General features: G+C 45.6%; 29 protein-coding genes. All 29 read right to left on the reverse strand.

Annotated features, from left to right (window positions below; translation table 11 throughout):
- Positions 1-12: 12 nt before the first annotated feature.
- On the reverse strand, positions 13-405 hold the full coding sequence (rpsK, locus tag LG219_RS13305; protein ID WP_027469946.1) for a 30S ribosomal protein S11: 393 nt from the start codon (positions 403-405) through the stop codon (positions 13-15).
- A 15-nt stretch (positions 406-420) separates the two neighbouring features.
- The gene (gene rpsM, locus LG219_RS13310) at positions 421-783 is read right to left on the reverse strand and encodes a 30S ribosomal protein S13 (RefSeq protein WP_173532430.1); all 363 of its coding nucleotides are present in this window, start codon (positions 781-783) and stop codon (positions 421-423) included.
- Positions 784-841: 58 nt separating this feature from the next.
- Complete coding sequence (gene rpmJ / locus LG219_RS13315) at positions 842-955, reverse strand: 50S ribosomal protein L36 (protein WP_018748524.1); 114 nt, start codon at positions 953-955, stop codon at positions 842-844.
- A gap of 252 nt (positions 956-1,207) precedes the next feature.
- The gene (gene secY / locus LG219_RS13320; protein WP_226764962.1) at positions 1,208-2,512 is read right to left on the reverse strand and encodes a preprotein translocase subunit SecY; all 1,305 of its coding nucleotides are present in this window, start codon (positions 2,510-2,512) and stop codon (positions 1,208-1,210) included.
- Between the two features lie 29 nt (positions 2,513-2,541).
- Positions 2,542-2,976 (reverse strand): 50S ribosomal protein L15, encoded by a 435-nt coding sequence (rplO, locus tag LG219_RS13325; RefSeq protein ID WP_226764963.1) that lies wholly within the window; start codon positions 2,974-2,976, stop codon positions 2,542-2,544.
- Position 2,977: 1 nt separating this feature from the next.
- Complete coding sequence (gene rpmD, locus LG219_RS13330) at positions 2,978-3,163, reverse strand: 50S ribosomal protein L30 (protein WP_027469942.1); 186 nt, start codon at positions 3,161-3,163, stop codon at positions 2,978-2,980.
- Positions 3,160-3,675, reverse strand: a complete 516-nt coding sequence (rpsE, locus tag LG219_RS13335; protein ID WP_226764964.1) for a 30S ribosomal protein S5 — start codon at positions 3,673-3,675, stop codon at positions 3,160-3,162. The genes rpmD and rpsE overlap by 4 nt, the downstream gene beginning before the upstream one ends.
- A gap of 19 nt (positions 3,676-3,694) precedes the next feature.
- Positions 3,695-4,048 carry a 50S ribosomal protein L18 gene (gene rplR / locus LG219_RS13340; protein ID WP_226764965.1) on the reverse strand — a complete coding sequence of 118 codons (354 nt, stop codon included), beginning with the start codon at positions 4,046-4,048 and terminating at the stop codon, positions 3,695-3,697.
- A gap of 13 nt (positions 4,049-4,061) precedes the next feature.
- A complete protein-coding gene (gene rplF / locus LG219_RS13345; RefSeq protein ID WP_226764966.1) occupies positions 4,062-4,595 on the reverse strand; it encodes a 50S ribosomal protein L6 in 534 nt (177 codons plus the stop codon).
- Positions 4,596-4,607: 12 nt separating this feature from the next.
- The gene (rpsH, locus tag LG219_RS13350) at positions 4,608-5,000 is read right to left on the reverse strand and encodes a 30S ribosomal protein S8 (RefSeq protein WP_027469938.1); all 393 of its coding nucleotides are present in this window, start codon (positions 4,998-5,000) and stop codon (positions 4,608-4,610) included.
- A 15-nt stretch (positions 5,001-5,015) separates the two neighbouring features.
- Positions 5,016-5,321 (reverse strand): 30S ribosomal protein S14, encoded by a 306-nt coding sequence (rpsN, locus tag LG219_RS13355; protein WP_173532438.1) that lies wholly within the window; start codon positions 5,319-5,321, stop codon positions 5,016-5,018.
- Between the two features lie 7 nt (positions 5,322-5,328).
- Positions 5,329-5,868: a 50S ribosomal protein L5 gene (gene rplE, locus LG219_RS13360; RefSeq protein WP_173532439.1), complete on the reverse strand. Its 540-nt coding sequence runs from the start codon at positions 5,866-5,868 to the stop codon at positions 5,329-5,331.
- 11 nt (positions 5,869-5,879) lie between these two features.
- A complete protein-coding gene (rplX, locus tag LG219_RS13365) occupies positions 5,880-6,200 on the reverse strand; it encodes a 50S ribosomal protein L24 (protein WP_027469935.1) in 321 nt (106 codons plus the stop codon).
- Positions 6,201-6,212: 12 nt separating this feature from the next.
- Entirely contained in the window at positions 6,213-6,581 is a 369-nt protein-coding gene (gene rplN, locus LG219_RS13370; protein WP_173532441.1) for a 50S ribosomal protein L14, read from the reverse strand.
- 194 nt (positions 6,582-6,775) lie between these two features.
- Positions 6,776-7,039, reverse strand: coding sequence for a 30S ribosomal protein S17 (gene rpsQ, locus LG219_RS13375; RefSeq protein WP_226764967.1), 264 nt, complete (start codon positions 7,037-7,039; stop codon positions 6,776-6,778).
- Between the two features lies 1 nt (position 7,040).
- The gene (gene rpmC / locus LG219_RS13380; protein ID WP_173534589.1) at positions 7,041-7,229 is read right to left on the reverse strand and encodes a 50S ribosomal protein L29; all 189 of its coding nucleotides are present in this window, start codon (positions 7,227-7,229) and stop codon (positions 7,041-7,043) included.
- Positions 7,229-7,645 (reverse strand): 50S ribosomal protein L16, encoded by a 417-nt coding sequence (gene rplP, locus LG219_RS13385; protein ID WP_173532443.1) that lies wholly within the window; start codon positions 7,643-7,645, stop codon positions 7,229-7,231. The genes rpmC and rplP overlap by 1 nt, the downstream gene beginning before the upstream one ends.
- Entirely contained in the window at positions 7,629-8,333 is a 705-nt protein-coding gene (rpsC, locus tag LG219_RS13390) for a 30S ribosomal protein S3 (RefSeq protein ID WP_226764968.1), read from the reverse strand. Before rpsC ends, rplP begins: the two co-directional genes overlap by 17 nt.
- Positions 8,334-8,343: 10 nt before the next feature.
- Complete coding sequence (gene rplV, locus LG219_RS13395) at positions 8,344-8,673, reverse strand: 50S ribosomal protein L22 (protein WP_173532445.1); 330 nt, start codon at positions 8,671-8,673, stop codon at positions 8,344-8,346.
- 9 nt (positions 8,674-8,682) lie between these two features.
- Positions 8,683-8,958: a 30S ribosomal protein S19 gene (rpsS, locus tag LG219_RS13400; protein WP_027469928.1), complete on the reverse strand. Its 276-nt coding sequence runs from the start codon at positions 8,956-8,958 to the stop codon at positions 8,683-8,685.
- A gap of 5 nt (positions 8,959-8,963) precedes the next feature.
- Positions 8,964-9,797 carry a 50S ribosomal protein L2 gene (gene rplB, locus LG219_RS13405; protein WP_173532446.1) on the reverse strand — a complete coding sequence of 278 codons (834 nt, stop codon included), beginning with the start codon at positions 9,795-9,797 and terminating at the stop codon, positions 8,964-8,966.
- Positions 9,798-9,808: 11 nt separating this feature from the next.
- Positions 9,809-10,105, reverse strand: a complete 297-nt coding sequence (gene rplW, locus LG219_RS13410; protein ID WP_203564299.1) for a 50S ribosomal protein L23 — start codon at positions 10,103-10,105, stop codon at positions 9,809-9,811.
- A gap of 5 nt (positions 10,106-10,110) precedes the next feature.
- The gene (gene rplD, locus LG219_RS13415) at positions 10,111-10,731 is read right to left on the reverse strand and encodes a 50S ribosomal protein L4 (protein WP_226764969.1); all 621 of its coding nucleotides are present in this window, start codon (positions 10,729-10,731) and stop codon (positions 10,111-10,113) included.
- Positions 10,731-11,375 carry a 50S ribosomal protein L3 gene (gene rplC, locus LG219_RS13420; protein ID WP_226764970.1) on the reverse strand — a complete coding sequence of 215 codons (645 nt, stop codon included), beginning with the start codon at positions 11,373-11,375 and terminating at the stop codon, positions 10,731-10,733. Before rplC ends, rplD begins: the two co-directional genes overlap by 1 nt.
- A gap of 152 nt (positions 11,376-11,527) precedes the next feature.
- The gene (rpsJ, locus tag LG219_RS13425) at positions 11,528-11,839 is read right to left on the reverse strand and encodes a 30S ribosomal protein S10 (protein WP_173532450.1); all 312 of its coding nucleotides are present in this window, start codon (positions 11,837-11,839) and stop codon (positions 11,528-11,530) included.
- A gap of 11 nt (positions 11,840-11,850) precedes the next feature.
- Positions 11,851-13,041: an elongation factor Tu gene (tuf, locus tag LG219_RS13430; protein WP_226764971.1), complete on the reverse strand. Its 1,191-nt coding sequence runs from the start codon at positions 13,039-13,041 to the stop codon at positions 11,851-11,853.
- A gap of 23 nt (positions 13,042-13,064) precedes the next feature.
- Entirely contained in the window at positions 13,065-15,161 is a 2,097-nt protein-coding gene (gene fusA / locus LG219_RS13435) for an elongation factor G (RefSeq protein ID WP_226764972.1), read from the reverse strand.
- Positions 15,162-15,188: 27 nt separating this feature from the next.
- Positions 15,189-15,659: a 30S ribosomal protein S7 gene (gene rpsG, locus LG219_RS13440; protein ID WP_173532453.1), complete on the reverse strand. Its 471-nt coding sequence runs from the start codon at positions 15,657-15,659 to the stop codon at positions 15,189-15,191.
- Positions 15,660-15,768: 109 nt separating this feature from the next.
- The gene (rpsL, locus tag LG219_RS13445) at positions 15,769-16,143 is read right to left on the reverse strand and encodes a 30S ribosomal protein S12 (protein ID WP_173532454.1); all 375 of its coding nucleotides are present in this window, start codon (positions 16,141-16,143) and stop codon (positions 15,769-15,771) included.
- Between the last annotated feature and the right edge of the window lie 99 nt (positions 16,144-16,242).

Consider the following 16,242-nt stretch of genomic DNA (forward strand, 5'->3'; position numbering starts at 1 on the left):
CTTACTCCAGAATTAGATACGACGCTTCTTCGGCGGACGGCAGCCGTTGTGCGGAACAGGCGTCACATCCGAGATACTGGTGATCTTGAAACCAAGAGCGTTCAATGCACGCACTGCAGATTCACGACCTGGACCCGGACCCTTGATACGAACTTCGAGGTTCTTAACACCATATTCTTGGGCAACTTTACCAGCAGCTTCTGCTGCAACCTGTGCAGCAAAAGGTGTACTTTTACGAGAGCCCTTGAAACCAGCACCGCCCGAGGTAGCCCAAGATAAAGCATTGCCTTGGCGATCAGTGATGGTAATGATCGTGTTATTGAAAGAAGCGTGAACGTGCACGATACCTTCAGACACGCTCTTCTTGACTTTCTTACGTACACGAGCTGTGTTTGCTTTAGCCATAATTTATGTCCTTAATTACTTCTTGCCAGCGATAGCCTTGCGCGGACCCTTACGAGTACGTGCATTGGTTTTCGTACGCTGACCGCGACAAGGCAAGCCTTTACGATGACGTAATCCACGATAACAACCAAGGTCCATAAGACGCTTAATATTCATGGTTACTTCACGACGTAGATCACCTTCAATTGTGAACTTGCCTACTTCGTCACGCAATTTTTCAAGTTCAACATCACTGAGATCTTTTACCTTCTTGCTAGGCTCAATTTCAGTAATAGCACAAATCGCCTTAGCGCGAGTTTGACCAATACCAAAAATAGCCTGAAGGCCGATCACAGTATGCTGATGATTGGGAATATTAACCCCAGCAATACGGGCCATACTTCTTACCCCAGGTTAAAAAGTGGTGGATCTTAACACCAATAGCCAATTAACTCAATCAGCCTTGACGTTGCTTATGCCGCGGGTCTGTACAAATTACACGTACAACACGGTTGCGACGAATAATCTTGCAGTTACGGCAGATTTTCTTGACCGATGCCTGAACTCTCATGGTCTATCCTTTACGATCAAAGTAAAATTTCAACGTGTAAGTTGAAATACAATACAATTCCTGTTTTTGACTACTGCAAATTACTTCACAGCCGCCCACCCAAGAGGGAATGAATAATATATCATCCAATACAATCTGGGAAGTAAAACAAGAGCCGTATGTCTGAATTAGGACATACCCCAGCACAAAATTATTTGCACTGGGAATATATCCAACCATTAAAATGACACTTGCACAAAAAATGCAAATTAATTAACCCTTGAAGTTTGCTTTCTTTAACAGACCTTCGTACTGATGTGATAGCACATAAGACTGTAGCTGAGCCATAAAGTCCATAGTAACCACTACCAAGATAAGCAACGAAGTGCCGCCAAAGTAGAATGGAACATTCCATTTCAGAATCAAAAATTCAGGGATCAAGCAAATGATAGTGATGTAAACAGCACCGATCAATGTCAATCTTAGTATTAACTTTTCTACATATTTTGCAGTATGCTCACCAGGACGATACCCCGGCACCATAGCACCACTTTTCTTTAAATTATCTGCAGTTTCACGCGGACTAAAAACCAACGCCGTATAGAAAAAGCAAAAAAAGATGATCGCAGCAGCATAAAACAGAACATATAGTGGCTGACCAGGGTGCAACATATCCCCTAACGATTTTAGCCATGACAATTTTTCACCATTCCCAGTCCACGACAAAACAGTAGCGGGAAAGAGAATAATCGAAGAAGCAAAAATAGGAGGGATAACACCAGCCATATTTATTTTCAACGGCAAAAACGAACTTTGCGCTTGCATTAAGCGATTACCAACTTGCCTTTTTGCGTATTGAATAGGCACTTTACGCTGCCCACGCTCAACAAAAACAACAACGGCAGTCAATAAAACAACGCCTACAAATAAGAACAGCACCAATAAAATTGGCAGTGAACCCTGGCTTGATAACGTTAAAGTTTTTGCAATCGCGGAAGGAACACCAGCAGCAATACCAGCACAAATTAGGATAGAAATACCATTACCTAGTCCACGCTCAGTAATTTGCTCCCCAAGCCACATTAAAAACATTGTCCCAGTAACCAAAGAAATCATTGTCACTGCGACAAACATCCCTTGATCCATAACAACTAAATTAGGCTGACGGAACAACATCATTGAAATGCCAAAACTTTGCGCCGACGCCAAAAGAACCGTGAAATAGCGTGTGTACTGTGTAAGCTTTCGCTTTCCAGACTCACCCTCTTTTTTCAGTTGTTTTAGAGAAGGCAGCACCTCACCAGCAAGCTGTACGATGATAGATGCCGATATATACGGCATAATACCAATCGCAAATACAGTAAAACGCGATAATGCACCGCCTGAAAACATGTTAAACATGTTTAACAAGCCAGTTTGTGACGATTGGAACAAGTTCGCCAGCTCTACCGGATTAATACCCGGCACTGGAATATGTGCGCCGATACGATAAACGATCAGCGCACCTATAACGAACCAGATCCGTTTTTTAAGATCAGCAAATTTACTTGCTGAGCCAGCCAAAGCGGGATTTGCCACGTTCTGCCCTATCCTGTTGATTTACAACATTACTCGCTAATAGAACCGCCAGCAGCTTCAATTGCAGCCTTAGCGCCTTTCGTTACGCCCAAACCTTTAACAGTCACAGCGCGCTCGATCGAACCAGACAAAACAACTTTGCAAGTCAAAGAGTGCTGAGAAATCAAACCAGCCTGAATGAGACTCAACAAGTCAACCTCGCCAATTGGCAAAGCATTCAATTCAGACAAAGTAATTTCAGCATTCTTGCCTTTAGCAAGAGATACAAAACCACGTTTTGGCAAACGGCGTTGCAAAGGCATTTGACCGCCCTCGAAACCTACTTTATGGAAGCCGCCAGTACGAGACTTTTGTCCCTTATGACCACGACCACAAGTCTTGCCTAAACCAGAACCGATACCACGACCAACACGCTTAGAAGCATGCTTTGCGCCGGCACCAGGAGTTAGGTTATTGAGTTGCATATTAACCCTCCACCTTTAGCAAGTAGCTGATTTTATTAACCATACCGCGATTTTCAGGCGTATCGATAACAACAGCGGAGCTGTTCATACGACGCAAACCCAAACCACGAGCACATGCTTTATGAGCCTCAAGACGACCAATCAAGCTTTTAACTAGAGTCACTTTAATTGTTTTAACGTCGCTCATTGCGCACCCCCAAGAACTTCTTCAACTGTTTTGCCACGTTTAGCAGCAATATCAGAAGGGGTATGCAATTTAGCCAATCCATCCAAAGTCGCGCGAACGATATTATATGGATTAGTTGATCCATGGCATTTTGCAGTAATGTTATGAATGCCCATTACTTCAAAAACAGCACGCATTGGACCACCGGCAATAATACCAGTACCTTCAGGTGCAGGCTGCATAAACACAGTAGTAGCACCGTGCTTACCAAATACTGTGTGTTGCACAGTACCATTACGCAGACTTACTTTTACCATCTTACGACGAGCTTCTTCCATTGCTTTCTGTACAGCTACAGGCACTTCTTTCGATTTACCTTTACCCATACCAACACTACCATCGCCATTACCAACAACGGTTAGTGCTGCGAAACCAAGGATACGACCACCCTTCACTACTTTGGTTACGCGATTAACGCTAACCATTTTTTCGAGTAGACCGTCCTTGACTTCTTCTCTTTCGTTCTTAGCCATTATTCAACTCCAAACTCAATTAGAAGGCCAGGCCAGCTTCACGAGCAGCATCAGCCAACGCTTTTACGCGGCCATGGTACTGGAAACCGGAACGGTCAAAAGCAACTGATTCAATACCAGCAGCTTTAGCACGTTCAGCAATCAACTTACCGACAGCTGCTGCACCAGCAACACTGCCACCATTTTTGATTTCAGCACGCAACCCAGTTTCCAGGGTATTGGCTGAAGCCAAAACATTACCACCCGTTGCATCAATAATTTGGGCGTACATATGGCTATTGGTACGATGGACCGACAAGCGCACAACCTTGAGCTCCGCAATCTTGGCACGGGTTTTACGTGCACGGCGAAGTCTACTTTGATTCTTATCCATGATTCAGCCTCGATTACTTCTTCTTGGTTTCTTTGATAACCACAACTTCATCAGCATAACGAACGCCCTTGCCTTTATATGGCTCTGGCGAACGGTAGGCACGAATCTCTGCAGCAACCTGACCAACAAGTTGTTTATCGGCACCCTTCAAAAGGATCTCAGTCTGAGTTGGAGTCTCGCACGTAATTCCTTTAGGAATAGCATGAGCAACTGGATGAGAGAAACCTAATGATAGGTTCAATACTTCACCTTGAGCCTGAGCACGGTAACCAACACCAACAAGTGTCAATTTACGCTCAAAGCCCTTAGAAACACCGTTAACCATGTTATTAACTAATGCACGCAAAGTACCAGACATAGAACGAGCAAATTTGCTATTTCCATTGGCAGAGAAAATGACTGAGCCATCTTCAACTTTAACAGTTACATCAGTAACAATAGGTTGCGCCAAAGATCCTTTTGGACCCTTAACTACGATTTCACCTGCGGCGATATTAACTTCAACGCCTGCCGGAATGGTTACCGGATTTTTAGCTACGCGGGACATTGTGATACCTCATCAAGCAACGATGCACAAAAGCTCGCCACCAACACCATTGGCACGCGCTTTGCGGTCGGTCATCACACCCTTGGATGTAGACACAATCGCCACACCAAGACCATTCATTACATTTGGAATGTCGCCAGCACCGCGGTAATCACGCAGACCTGGTTTTGAAACACGATCAAGGCGCTCAATTACTGGGCGGCCTGCATAGTACTTCAATTCAATCGTCAACACTGGCTTAACATCACCAGCAATAGTAAACGATTCAACATAACCTTCTTCAACTAGAACTTTAGCGATAGCAACCTTCAATTTTGAAGATGGCATAGCTACAGCAGCTTTGTCGGCACGTTGTGCATTGCGGATACGAGTCAACATATCGGCGATAGGATCATGCATTGCCATGTGTTATCTCTCCTATTACCAGCTAGCTTTGACCAGACCCGGTACTTCGCCCTTGAAAGCGAGTTCACGCAGCTTGCTGCGACCGAGACCGAATTTGCGGAACACACCACGTGAGCGCCCAGTTAATGTGCAACGATTGTGCAAACGAACTGGAGATGCATTACGTGGGAGTTGCTGGAGTTTCAAGCGGGCTTGGAATTGTTCTTCCTCACTCGCGTTTTGATCGTTAATAACGACCAAGAGCGCTGCACGTTTAGCTGCAAACTTCGCAACTACAGCTACGCGCTTTGCTTCACGATTAATCAGTGCAAGTTTTGCCATGATCGCCTCAAGTCTTAAACGGGAATTTGAATGCAGCGAGCAGAGCACGCGCTTCATCGTCAGTTTTAGCCGTAGTTGTGATCGTGATATTCATACCACGAAGCGCATCAATCTTATCGTACTCAATTTCCGGGAAGATAATTTGCTCTTTCACACCCATGTTAAAGTTGCCACGACCATCAAAGGACTTGCCACCAATACCACGGAAGTCACGCACACGCGGTAGCGCGATAGTTACTAAACGATCCAGGAATTCAAACATACGCTCACGACGCAAAGTCACCTTGCAGCCTACCGGATAACCGTCACGAATCTTAAAACCAGCAATTGATTTTTTTGATTTTGTAACAACCGGCTTTTGACCTGCAATTTTTTGCATATCGCCAACTGCGAAATCCATTACTTTTTTATCTGCAACTGCCTCACCAACACCCATATTGATAGTGATTTTTTCAATACGAGGCACTTGCATTACAGACTTGTAACCGAATTGCTTGACCAACTCGGGAACAATCTGGTTCTCATAAATCTCTTGAAAACGAGCCATCTTGATTCCCCTTAGCCGCCAACCACTTCGCCACTCGACTTAAATACACGGACTTTCTTGCCGTCTTCAAGAGTCTTGAAGCCAACACGATCAGCCTTGCCAGTCGCAGTATTGAAAATAGCCACATTAGATACGTCAACTGACTTAGTCAATTCAACGATACCACCCTGAACACCGCGCATTGGATTTGGTTTTTGATGTTTTTTAACGATATTAACACCCTCAACCACAACACGACCTTCAGCTGGAATAGAAGTAAGCACAGTACCGCGCTTACCCTTATCTTTGCCAGTGAGAACGATTACTTCATCGCCTTTGCGAATCTTGTTCATGCTGGATACCCCTTAAAGAACTTCTGGCGCAAGAGACACGATCTTCATAAAGCGTTCAGTACGCAATTCGCGCGTAACTGGCCCAAAGATACGAGTGCCAATTGGCTCAAGCTTTGCATTAAGAAGAACTGCTGCGTTACCATCAAACTTGATGAGCGCACCATCAGCACGACGAACACCTTTAGCAGTGCGTACTACGACTGCATTGTATACATCGCCTTTCTTGACTCGACCACGCGGCGCAGCATCTTTAATGCTAACCTTAATGATGTCACCAACAGACGCGTAACGACGCTTTGAGCCGCCCAACACTTTAATGCACATTACAGAACGCGCACCAGTGTTATCAGCAACATCTAGCTTTGATTGCATTTGAATCATTTAAGACAAACCTCCAACTTAACCCGCTTAATCAGCCTGGCAAACCAGGTGCCCGGCATTACCGAGCCAATAGCGGCTAGTTTTGGATCCCGAAGGGAAAACAGTGCAACCCACAACCGCAGGCCACACAATGAAAGGGGCATTCTACACAAAGCAGAATGCCCTCACAAGCCTTTACGCAAAATTCTTTAAAATTATGCTGCGCGAGCTTTTTCTACCAATGCAGTTACTGTCCAATTTTTTGTCTTAGACAATGGACGGCATTCCGCAATCACTACCAAATCACCAGCAGAATACTGATTAGATTCGTCGTGCGCATGATACTTCTTAGACTGACGCACCATTTTCCCATACAGCGGGTGCTTAACTAAGCGCTCCACCAATACAGTCACTGTTTTGTCCATCTTCGCGCTAACAACTCGACCAGTCAGCGTACGCTTGAGTTTAGCTTCGCTCATATTAAGCCGCCTTCTGATTCAGAACGGTAAGAACACGTGCCACATCTTTACGCACACGTTTAATCTCACTAGTGTTAGCCAATTGGCCTGTCGCATGTTGCATGCGAAGACTAAACTGCGCTTTCAGCAGCGCCGTCAATTCGCCCTTAAGCTCTTCGACGGATTTCTGTTGTAGTTCAGATGCTTTCATCATTGCCCCACTTGACGTGTAACCATGGTAACTGAGAAAGGTAGTTTAGCGGACGCCAGACGGAAAGCCTCGCGAGCAACCTCTTCAGATACTCCATTCAATTCGTACAATACTTTACCTGGCTGGATTTCAGCAACGTAATAGTCCGGAGAACCCTTCCCTCCACCCATCCGAACTTCAGCAGGCTTAGTAGAAATAGGCTTATCTGGAAATGCACGAATCCAAACACGACCGCCACGTTTAATATAACGAGTAATCGCACGACGAGCAGATTCAATTTGACGCGCAGTTAAACGGCCACGGCTAGTTGCCTTCAAACCGTACTCACCGAACGCAACAGTATTGCCACGAGTGGCGATACCAGTATTGCGACCTTTTTGAACCTTACGGTACTTGAGTCTAGTTGGCTGCAGCATTTCGAGGCCCCTTACGTGGTTTCTTCTGTGTTTCTACTGGCTCAGCGGCGAATTTATCGCCAGGCTTCACATCACCCTTGTAGACCCAAACCTTAACACCAATAATACCGTAGGTTGTCTTGGCCTCAGAAGTTGCATAGTCAATATCTGCACGCAACGTATGCAATGGCACACGACCTTCACGATACCACTCAGTACGTGCAATCTCGATACCATTCAAACGACCGGACGACATAATCTTAATACCCTGCGCACCAAGGCGCATTGCATTTTGCATGGCGCGCTTCATAGCACGGCGGAACATCACACGTTTTTCCAATTGCGAAGTAATACTATCAGCAATAATTTGCGCGTCGATTTCTGGCTTGCGAACTTCTTCGATATTTACATGCACAGGCACGTTCAAGATCTTCTGCAAGGCAAGCTTCAACTGCTCAATATCTTCGCCTTTCTTACCAATTACAACACCAGGACGTGCCGAGTAGATTGTAACCTTTGCATTTTTAGCCGGACGCTCAATTACGATACGACTAACAGCAGCACCAACCAACTTTTTCTTCAAAAATGCACGAACTTCGATATCTTCGTTAAGCATTTTGGCAAAGTTGCTGCTATTAGCATACCAGCGCGAGGACCAATTTTTAGTGACAGGTAAACGAAAACCCGTCGGATGAATTTTCTGACCCATGAGTCGCTCCTTAATCGCCAACAGTCAGCGTAATGTGGCAAGTTTGCTTCTCGATTTTATTGCCACGGCCTTTAGCACGAGCAGTAAAACGCTTCAAAGAAGGTCCTTTATCCACATAAATCGTTTTCACTTTAAGAGTATCGATATCGGCACCCTCATTGTGCTCGGCATTGGCAATAGCCGACTCCAAAACCTTCTTAATTAAAACCGCGCCCTTTTTAGGACTGAAGGCCAGAATATTTAACGCCTGCTCAACGGATTTGCCACGGACCAGGTCAGCGACAAGCCGCGCTTTTTGAGCGGAGAGGCGAGTGTTGCTTAGTACAGCAGATACTTGCATGTCTTCACCTTATCGCTTGGATTTTTTGTCCGCGGCGTGACCTTTAAAAGTACGGGTCAGCGCGAACTCACCCAACTTGTGGCCAACCATATTTTCATTAACGTAAACAGGAATATGCTGCTTACCGTTATGCACAGCAATTGTCAGACCAACAAAGTCTGGCAACACCGTTGAACGACGTGACCAAGTTTTAACTGGACGCTTGTCATTTGTTGCGCGAACGGCCTCAACTTTTTTCAACAAGTGCAGGTCAACAAATGGACCCTTTTTAAGAGAACGTGCCATTTACATTACCTCTTGTTCGCTGGACGACGACGCACGATCATATTGCTAGTACGCTTGTTACGACGCGTACGATAGCCCTTAGCTGGCTGACCCCACGGACTAACTGGAACACGACCTTCACCAGTACGGCCTTCACCACCACCGTGAGGGTGATCCACCGGATTCATCGCAGTACCACGCACTGTCGGGCGAATACCCAGCCAGCGTTTTGCACCCGCTTTACCGTATGAACGCAGACTATGCTCACCATTACCCACTTCACCGATTGTTGCACGGCAATCAACGTGTACTTTACGAATTTCGCCAGAGCGAAGACGTAACTGAGCGTACATGCCATCACGAGCCAACAACTGAACGCTAGTACCGGCTGAGCGTGCGATTTGCGCACCCTTGCCCGGCTGCATTTCGATGCAATGAATCGTCGAGCCAACTGGAATATTCCGAATAGGAAGTGTATTACCCACCTTAATCGGGGCGTCAGAACCAGAAACCACCGTCATGCCCGCACTCAAGCCCTTAGGGGCAATAATGTAAGCACGCTCACCATCCGTATAGCATAACAAAGCAATATTGGCAGTGCGGTTCGGGTCGTATTCTAGACGCTCAACTTTCGCGACAATGCCATCTTTATTGCGACGGAAATCGACCAAGCGATAATGCTGCTTATGACCACCACCGATATGACGGGTAGTGATATGACCGTTGTTATTACGGCCACCGGTCTTTGATTTCTTAACCAACAAAGGAGCGTATGGCGCACCTTTATGCAAGTCAGGACTTACAACCTTAACGACTGCGCGGCGACCGGGCGATGTCGGCTTAACTTTTACCAATGCCATGTTTAGTCCCCTTATTGCGCAGCTGCAAGGTCAAGTTCTTGACCGGATACTAAGCTCACATAAGCTTTTTTCCAATCTTTGCGGCGACCATTTGTACGGCCAAAACGCTTAGACTTGCCTTTAACATTAACTACGTTGACCGCCTCAACCTTCACCTTAAAGAGAAGTTCAACGGCAGCCTTGATTTCAGCCTTAGTCGCATCGGTAGAAACACGAAATACGACCTGCTCAGCTTTCTCAGCAACCAAAGTACTCTTTTCAGAAACTATTGGAGCCAAAATCACCTGAAGCATGCGATTTTCTGCAATTTTGATCATGCAAACAACTCCTCAAAAGCCTGTAGTGCATCACGAGTGAACACAACTTTTTTGAAGCGCACCAAACTAACTGGATCAACCTGAGCAGCCTCCAACACTAAAACATGCGGAAGATTACGGGAAGCCAAATACAGGTTCTCATCCAATTCTTTGGTCACAATGAGCACGTTATCGAGCTGCATTTCTGCCAATTTTTGGGCAAAAGCCTTAGTCTTAGGTGCTTCTAGGGCAAAAGAATCAACAACGACCAGACGCTCTTCACGTACCAATTGCGACATAATTGTTGCAATACCAGCACGGTACATCTTACGGTTAACTTTATGCGAGAAATTCTCGTCGGGGCTGTTCGGGAATGCACGACCACCACCACGCCACAACGGAGAAGATGTCATACCAGCACGAGCACGGCCAGTACCTTTTTGACGCCATGGTTTTTTAGTCGAATGCTTTACATTGCCGCGACCCAATTGAGCGCGATTACCGCTACGGGCATTAGCAAAGTATGCAGTTACAACTTGATGAACCAAGGCTTCATTAAATTCACGACCAAACAAGTCATCAGAAGCAGCAACAGCTACTTGAGCCTCGCCTTTCGTATTAACAACTTTTAGTTCCATTATGCACCTGCCTTAACGCTCGAACGAACGATAACGCCATTGCCCTTGGAGCCTGGCACACCACCCTTAACCAGCAACAATTGACGCTCAGCATCAACTCGCACGATTTCAAGATTTTGCACGGTACGCTGAACATTACCGAGCTGACCAGCCATGCGTTTACCTGGCAAAACACGACCCGGATCTTGCGCTTGACCGATAGAGCCAGCAGAACGATGCGATAGTGAATTACCGTGCGTAGCACGATTAGAAGCAAAATGATAACGCTTGATAACACCAGCCCAACCCTTACCTTGGCTGGTACCAGTAACATCAACCATTTGACCAACACTAAACAACTCAACAGACAAAGCATCACCAGCTTTCAACTCAGCAGCTTTCTCTGCAGGAATACGGAACTCAACGAGCGCCAAACCTGCTTCAACTCCTGCTTTCGCGAAATGACCAGCCTCAGCCTTATTCACTCGACTTGCTTTTTTTGTACCGAAAGTAACCTGAACAGCAGAGTAGCCGTCAGCTTCCAGAGTTTTGATTTGCGTGACGCGATTTGCAGCCATATCCAACACAGTCACTGGAATGGAAGCACCATCCTCAGCGAATACGCGGGTCATGCCGACTTTGCGACCTACAAGACCTAAGCTCATAGTTATTCCCTTTTCAAGGGCCAGTTACGATTGACTGGCTATGACTATTAAAAAATAAAACGGGCTTGCCACTATAAATGGCAAGCCCGAGATACTAACAAAGTTTATTAACCGTCGCAAGAGCTTTCGCTCTCAACGGTAAAACCAAGCCATTAGTTCAATTTAATCTCAACATCAACACCCGCTGGCAAATCCAGCTTCATCAATGCATCAACAGTCTTATCAGTTGGGTCAACAATATCCAACATACGCAAGTGAGTACGAATCTCAAATTGATCACGCGCAGTTTTATTTACGTGTGGTGAACTCAAAATATCATAACGTTCAATTTTTGTTGGTAAAGGAATCGGACCCTTAACAACTGCACCTGTACGCTTTGCTGTTTCAACAATTTCTTGAGCTGAACGATCGATCAAAGAATAATCAAAAGCTTTCAAGCGGATACGAATTTTCTGATTTTGCATTTCCAAGTTCCTTAAGCAAGAACAGTGGCAACAACACCAGCGCCAACTGTACGACCACCTTCGCGAATCGCGAAACGTAAACCTTGCTCCATCGCTACCGGGCAGATCAAGGTCACAGTAATCGATACGTTATCACCAGGCATTACCATCTCTGTACCTTCTGGCAATTCAATCGCGCCAGTTACGTCAGTAGTACGGAAGTAGAACTGTGGACGGTAGTTACTAAAGAATGGTGTATGACGACCACCTTCATCTTTAGACAACACATAGATCTCAGCAGTAAACTTAGTGTGCGGAGTGATCGAACCTGGCTTAGCCAAAACTTGACCACGCTGAACATCTTCACGCTTAGTACCACGAAGCAAGGCACCGATGTTGTCACCTGCTTGACCTTGGTCAAGCAATTTACGGAACATCTCAACACCAGTACAAGTCGTCTTAACTGTTGGCACAATACCAACGATCTCGATCTCTTCACCCACTTTAACAATACCGCGCTCAACACGACCAGTCACAACAGTACCGCGACCAGAAATAGAGAATACATCTTCAACTGGCATCAAGAATGCACCGTCGATTGCACGCTCTGGCTCAGGAATGTAAGTATCCAAAGCATCAGCCAAACGGAAGATTGCTGGCTCGCCGTATTCTGATTGATCACCTTCCAACGCCAAACGCGCAGAACCGGTAATTACTGGCGTGTCATCACCAGGGAAATCGTATTTGTTTAACAAATCACGAATCTCCATTTCAACCAACTCAAGCAACTCAGCATCATCAACCAAATCAGCTTTGTTCATGAATACGATGATGTATGGAACACCAACCTGACGAGACAACAAGATGTGCTCGCGGGTTTGTGGCATAGGACCATCAGCGGCAGAAACCACCAATACCGCACCATCCATCTGCGCCGCACCGGTAATCATGTTTTTCACATAATCCGCGTGACCCGGGCAGTCAACGTGAGCGTAGTGACGTTTTTCAGTCTCATACTCAACGTGCGCAGTATTAATCGTAATACCACGTGCTTTTTCTTCTGGTGCACTATCAATCGATGCGTAATCTTTAACAATACCGCCAAACTTTCTACATAGAACAGTAGTAATTGCAGCCGTCAGCGTTGTTTTACCATGATCCACGTGACCGATTGTACCTACGTTAACGTGAGGCTTAGTCCGTGCAAACTTTTCTTTTGCCATTTTTCAAAATTCCTTAATTAAAATTATTTCTTAGTAACAATTGCATCAGCAATGTGCTTAGGCGCAATTGAATAATGCTTAAATTCCATCGAGTATGTAGCACGACCTTGCGACATAGAGCGCAGAGTTGTCGAGTAACCAAACATCTCAGACAGTGGAACTTCAGCTTTAATCATTTTTCCGCCGGCAGGATTATCATCCATACCTTGCAATAAACCACGACGAGAAGAAATATCACCCATGATGTCGCCCATATAATCTTCAGGCGTTTCAATTTCAACGTACATCATTGGCTCAAGAATTACAGGACCAGCACGACGCATTGCTTCTTTAAATGCCATAGAACCAGCAAGCTCGAATGCAATTTGCGACGAGTCCACATCATGATACGAACCAAAGGTCAAGCGAACCTTAACGTCAACAACAGGGAAGCCAGCCAACACACCCGACTTCAAAGTGTTTTGGATACCTTTATCAACAGAAGGAATGAATTCACGAGGAATTACACCACCTTTAATCTCATCAACAAAGCTATAACCATTACCCTCACCGGCTGGCTCAACAGTAATTGTCACATCGCCGTACTGACCCTTACCACCAGACTGTTTCGCGTGTTTACCTTGAACATCTGCAGCGATTTGAGTGATAGTCTCGCGATACGCCACTTGTGGCGCACCAACGTTAGCCTCAACACCAAACTCACGACGCATCCGGTCAACCAAGATTTCAAGATGTAGCTCACCCATACCAGACATAATAGTCTGGCCAGTCTCTTCATCCGTTTTAACTCGGAAAGAAGGATCTTCTTTAGACAAACGCCCCAAAGCAAGACCCATTTTCTCTTGGTCAGCCTTAGTTTTTGGTTCAACCGCAACGTGAATCACAGGCTCAGGAAACACCATACGCTCAAGAATAATTACATCCTTCAAATCGCAAAGAGTTTCACCTGTGGTTACATCTTTCAAACCAATCGCAGCTGCGATGTCACCAGCGCGAACCTCGTCAATTTCTTTACGATCATTTGCATGCATTTGCACCAGACGACCAATACGCTCTTTCTTATCTTTGTTTGAATTCAAAACAAAGTCGCCAGACTGTAAAGTCCCCGAATACACACGGAAGAATGTCAACTGACCAACGTATGGATCATTCATTAACTTGAAAGCCAGCGATGAGAAAGGTGCATCATCTGTAGCTTCGCGAGTCACTTCTTGATCACGATCATCCATACCCTTAACTGCATCAATATCCACAGGCGATGGCAAGAACTCGATCACAGCATCCAACATCCGTTGAACGCCTTTGTTTTTGAACGCAGAACCACACAATACAGGCTGAATCTCGCAAGCCAAAGTACGGGCACGAATAGCCGCAACAATTTCCTCTTCTGACAATTCGCCAGCTTCGAGATACTTGTTCATTAATTCTTCAGAAGCTTCGGCGGCCGTTTCGACCATTTTTTCGCGCCATTCTTGGGCAACCGATACTAAATCTGCAGGGATATCACCGTACGTGAAAGTCATACCTTGAGATGATTCATCCCAGATAATTGCTTTCATTTTAAGCAGATCAACAACACCTTCAAACTTATCTTCCGCACCAATAGGAATAACCACCGGTACTGGATTTGCTTTCAAACGCAATTTCATTTGTTCAACAGCGCGGAAGAAGTTGGCTCCTGAGCGGTCCATCTTATTCACGAAAGCTAAACGTGGAACTTTGTACTTGTTAGCTTGACGCCATACAGTTTCAGACTGAGGCTGAACACCACCCACAGCACAATAAACCATACATGCACCATCAAGAACACGCATTGAACGCTCAACTTCAATTGTGAAGTCAACGTGGCCTGGGGTGTCAATGATGTTAATCAAATGCTCAGGAAACTGCAGACTCATACCTTTCCAGTATGTGGTCGTAGCAGCAGAAGTGATTGTAATACCACGTTCCTGTTCTTGCTCCATCCAGTCCATAGTGGCTGCGCCATCATGAACTTCACCAATCTTATGGTTAACACCGGTATAAAACAAAACACGTTCTGTTGTGGTTGTTTTACCAGCATCAATGTGAGCGGAAATACCAATATTGCGGTAACGCTCAATAGGGGTCTTGCGAGCCACGGCGATTTCCTTATCTTGATTACGCGATTAGAAACGGAAGTGGGCGAATGCTTTATTAGCATCAGCCATACGATGCACTTCATCGCGTTTTTTCATCGCGCCGCCACGGCCTTCAGCCGCGTCAAGAAGTTCACCTGCTAGACGCAGATCCATTGATTTTTCACCACGTTTACGAGCCGCTTCGCGAACCCAGCGCATCGACAATGCCAGACGACGGCTTGGACGTACTTCTACTGGCACCTGGTAGTTGGCGCCACCGACACGGCGACTCTTAACTTCAACAACTGGCTTAACATTGCCAATTGCGGTGTTAAAAACTTCAATTGCATCTTTACCAGTCTTTTTCTCGATCTGGGCCAATGCACCATAAACGATACGCTCAGCAACAGCTTTTTTACCGTCGAGCATTACAACGTTCATGAATTTTGCGAGTTCTGTGCTACCAAATTTTGGATCTGGCAACACATCACGCTTAGGGACTTCTCTGCGTCTTGGCATAACATACTTCCTTAATGTGACATTCAGCTGGGGACAACCCCGCGGACAACTATAAAATTGCCCACTTACTTGACGACTGCATTAGTAGCCGCCACTCATACGATACAAATTAAGCCTTAGGGCGTTTTGCACCGTACTTAGAGCGAGACTGCTTACGATTTTTAACGCCAGCCAAGTCAAGAGAGCCACGTACGCAGTGATAGCGAACACCTGGCAAATCTTTTACACGACCGCCACGTAGCAATACAACGCTATGCTCTTGCAGGTTATGGCCTTCACCACCGATATACGAAATTACTTCGAAACCGTTAGTTAGGCGAACTTTGCATACTTTACGCAATGCAGAGTTTGGTTTTTTTGGAGTTGTTGTATATACACGTGTGCATACACCACGCTTTTGCGGACAAGCTTCAAGAGCAGGCACTTTGCTCTTCAGTTTTTCCGCAACACGTCCTTTACGAACGAGTTGATTGATAGTTGGCATTGTTTTTCACTTCCTACCGCGTTAAAAAAGACCTTGCCACGACTGTGGCACGGTTAAGGTTTCCAAATTGGAAACGCTGCGGAGAGCGATAAAATCGCT

It is taken from the genome of Deefgea salmonis, assembly GCF_020531905.1.
GTDB lineage: Bacteria > Pseudomonadota > Gammaproteobacteria > Burkholderiales > Chitinibacteraceae > Deefgea > Deefgea salmonis.

What these genes read in the sequence shown, in the direction of transcription:
- rpsK (WP_027469946.1), bottom strand. Translation starts at nt 405, where the DNA reads ATGGCTAAAGCAAACACAGCTCGTGTACGTAAGAAAGTCAAGAAGAGC.
- rpsM (WP_173532430.1), bottom strand. Translation starts at nt 783, where the DNA reads ATGGCCCGTATTGCTGGGGTTAATATTCCCAATCATCAGCATACTGTG.
- rpmJ (WP_018748524.1), bottom strand. Translation starts at nt 955, where the DNA reads ATGAGAGTTCAGGCATCGGTCAAGAAAATCTGCCGTAACTGCAAGATT.
- rplO (WP_226764963.1), bottom strand. Translation starts at nt 2,976, where the DNA reads ATGCAACTCAATAACCTAACTCCTGGTGCCGGCGCAAAGCATGCTTCT.
- rpmD (WP_027469942.1), bottom strand. Translation starts at nt 3,163, where the DNA reads ATGAGCGACGTTAAAACAATTAAAGTGACTCTAGTTAAAAGCTTGATT.
- rpsE (WP_226764964.1), bottom strand. Translation starts at nt 3,675, where the DNA reads ATGGCTAAGAACGAAAGAGAAGAAGTCAAGGACGGTCTACTCGAAAAA.
- rplR (WP_226764965.1), bottom strand. Translation starts at nt 4,048, where the DNA reads ATGGATAAGAATCAAAGTAGACTTCGCCGTGCACGTAAAACCCGTGCC.
- rplF (WP_226764966.1), bottom strand. Translation starts at nt 4,595, where the DNA reads ATGTCCCGCGTAGCTAAAAATCCGGTAACCATTCCGGCAGGCGTTGAA.
- rpsH (WP_027469938.1), bottom strand. Translation starts at nt 5,000, where the DNA reads ATGGCAATGCATGATCCTATCGCCGATATGTTGACTCGTATCCGCAAT.
- rpsN (WP_173532438.1), bottom strand. Translation starts at nt 5,321, where the DNA reads ATGGCAAAACTTGCACTGATTAATCGTGAAGCAAAGCGCGTAGCTGTA.
- rplE (WP_173532439.1), bottom strand. Translation starts at nt 5,868, where the DNA reads ATGGCTCGTTTTCAAGAGATTTATGAGAACCAGATTGTTCCCGAGTTG.
- rplX (WP_027469935.1), bottom strand. Translation starts at nt 6,200, where the DNA reads ATGAACAAGATTCGCAAAGGCGATGAAGTAATCGTTCTCACTGGCAAA.
- rplN (WP_173532441.1), bottom strand. Translation starts at nt 6,581, where the DNA reads ATGATTCAAATGCAATCAAAGCTAGATGTTGCTGATAACACTGGTGCG.
- rpsQ (WP_226764967.1), bottom strand. Translation starts at nt 7,039, where the DNA reads ATGAGCGAAGCTAAACTCAAGCGTACGCTGACTGGTCGAGTTGTTAGC.
- rpmC (WP_173534589.1), bottom strand. Translation starts at nt 7,229, where the DNA reads ATGAAAGCATCTGAACTACAACAGAAATCCGTCGAAGAGCTTAAGGGC.
- rplP (WP_173532443.1), bottom strand. Translation starts at nt 7,645, where the DNA reads ATGCTGCAGCCAACTAGACTCAAGTACCGTAAGGTTCAAAAAGGTCGC.
- rpsC (WP_226764968.1), bottom strand. Translation starts at nt 8,333, where the DNA reads ATGGGTCAGAAAATTCATCCGACGGGTTTTCGTTTACCTGTCACTAAA.
- rplV (WP_173532445.1), bottom strand. Translation starts at nt 8,673, where the DNA reads ATGCAAGTATCTGCTGTACTAAGCAACACTCGCCTCTCCGCTCAAAAA.
- rpsS (WP_027469928.1), bottom strand. Translation starts at nt 8,958, where the DNA reads ATGGCACGTTCTCTTAAAAAGGGTCCATTTGTTGACCTGCACTTGTTG.
- rplB (WP_173532446.1), bottom strand. Translation starts at nt 9,797, where the DNA reads ATGGCATTGGTAAAAGTTAAGCCGACATCGCCCGGTCGCCGCGCAGTC.
- rplD (WP_226764969.1), bottom strand. Translation starts at nt 10,731, where the DNA reads ATGGAACTAAAAGTTGTTAATACGAAAGGCGAGGCTCAAGTAGCTGTT.
- rplC (WP_226764970.1), bottom strand. Translation starts at nt 11,375, where the DNA reads ATGAGCTTAGGTCTTGTAGGTCGCAAAGTCGGCATGACCCGCGTATTC.
- rpsJ (WP_173532450.1), bottom strand. Translation starts at nt 11,839, where the DNA reads ATGCAAAATCAGAAAATTCGTATCCGCTTGAAAGCTTTTGATTATTCT.
- tuf (WP_226764971.1), bottom strand. Translation starts at nt 13,041, where the DNA reads ATGGCAAAAGAAAAGTTTGCACGGACTAAGCCTCACGTTAACGTAGGT.
- rpsG (WP_173532453.1), bottom strand. Translation starts at nt 15,659, where the DNA reads ATGCCAAGACGCAGAGAAGTCCCTAAGCGTGATGTGTTGCCAGATCCA.
- rpsL (WP_173532454.1), bottom strand. Translation starts at nt 16,143, where the DNA reads ATGCCAACTATCAATCAACTCGTTCGTAAAGGACGTGTTGCGGAAAAA.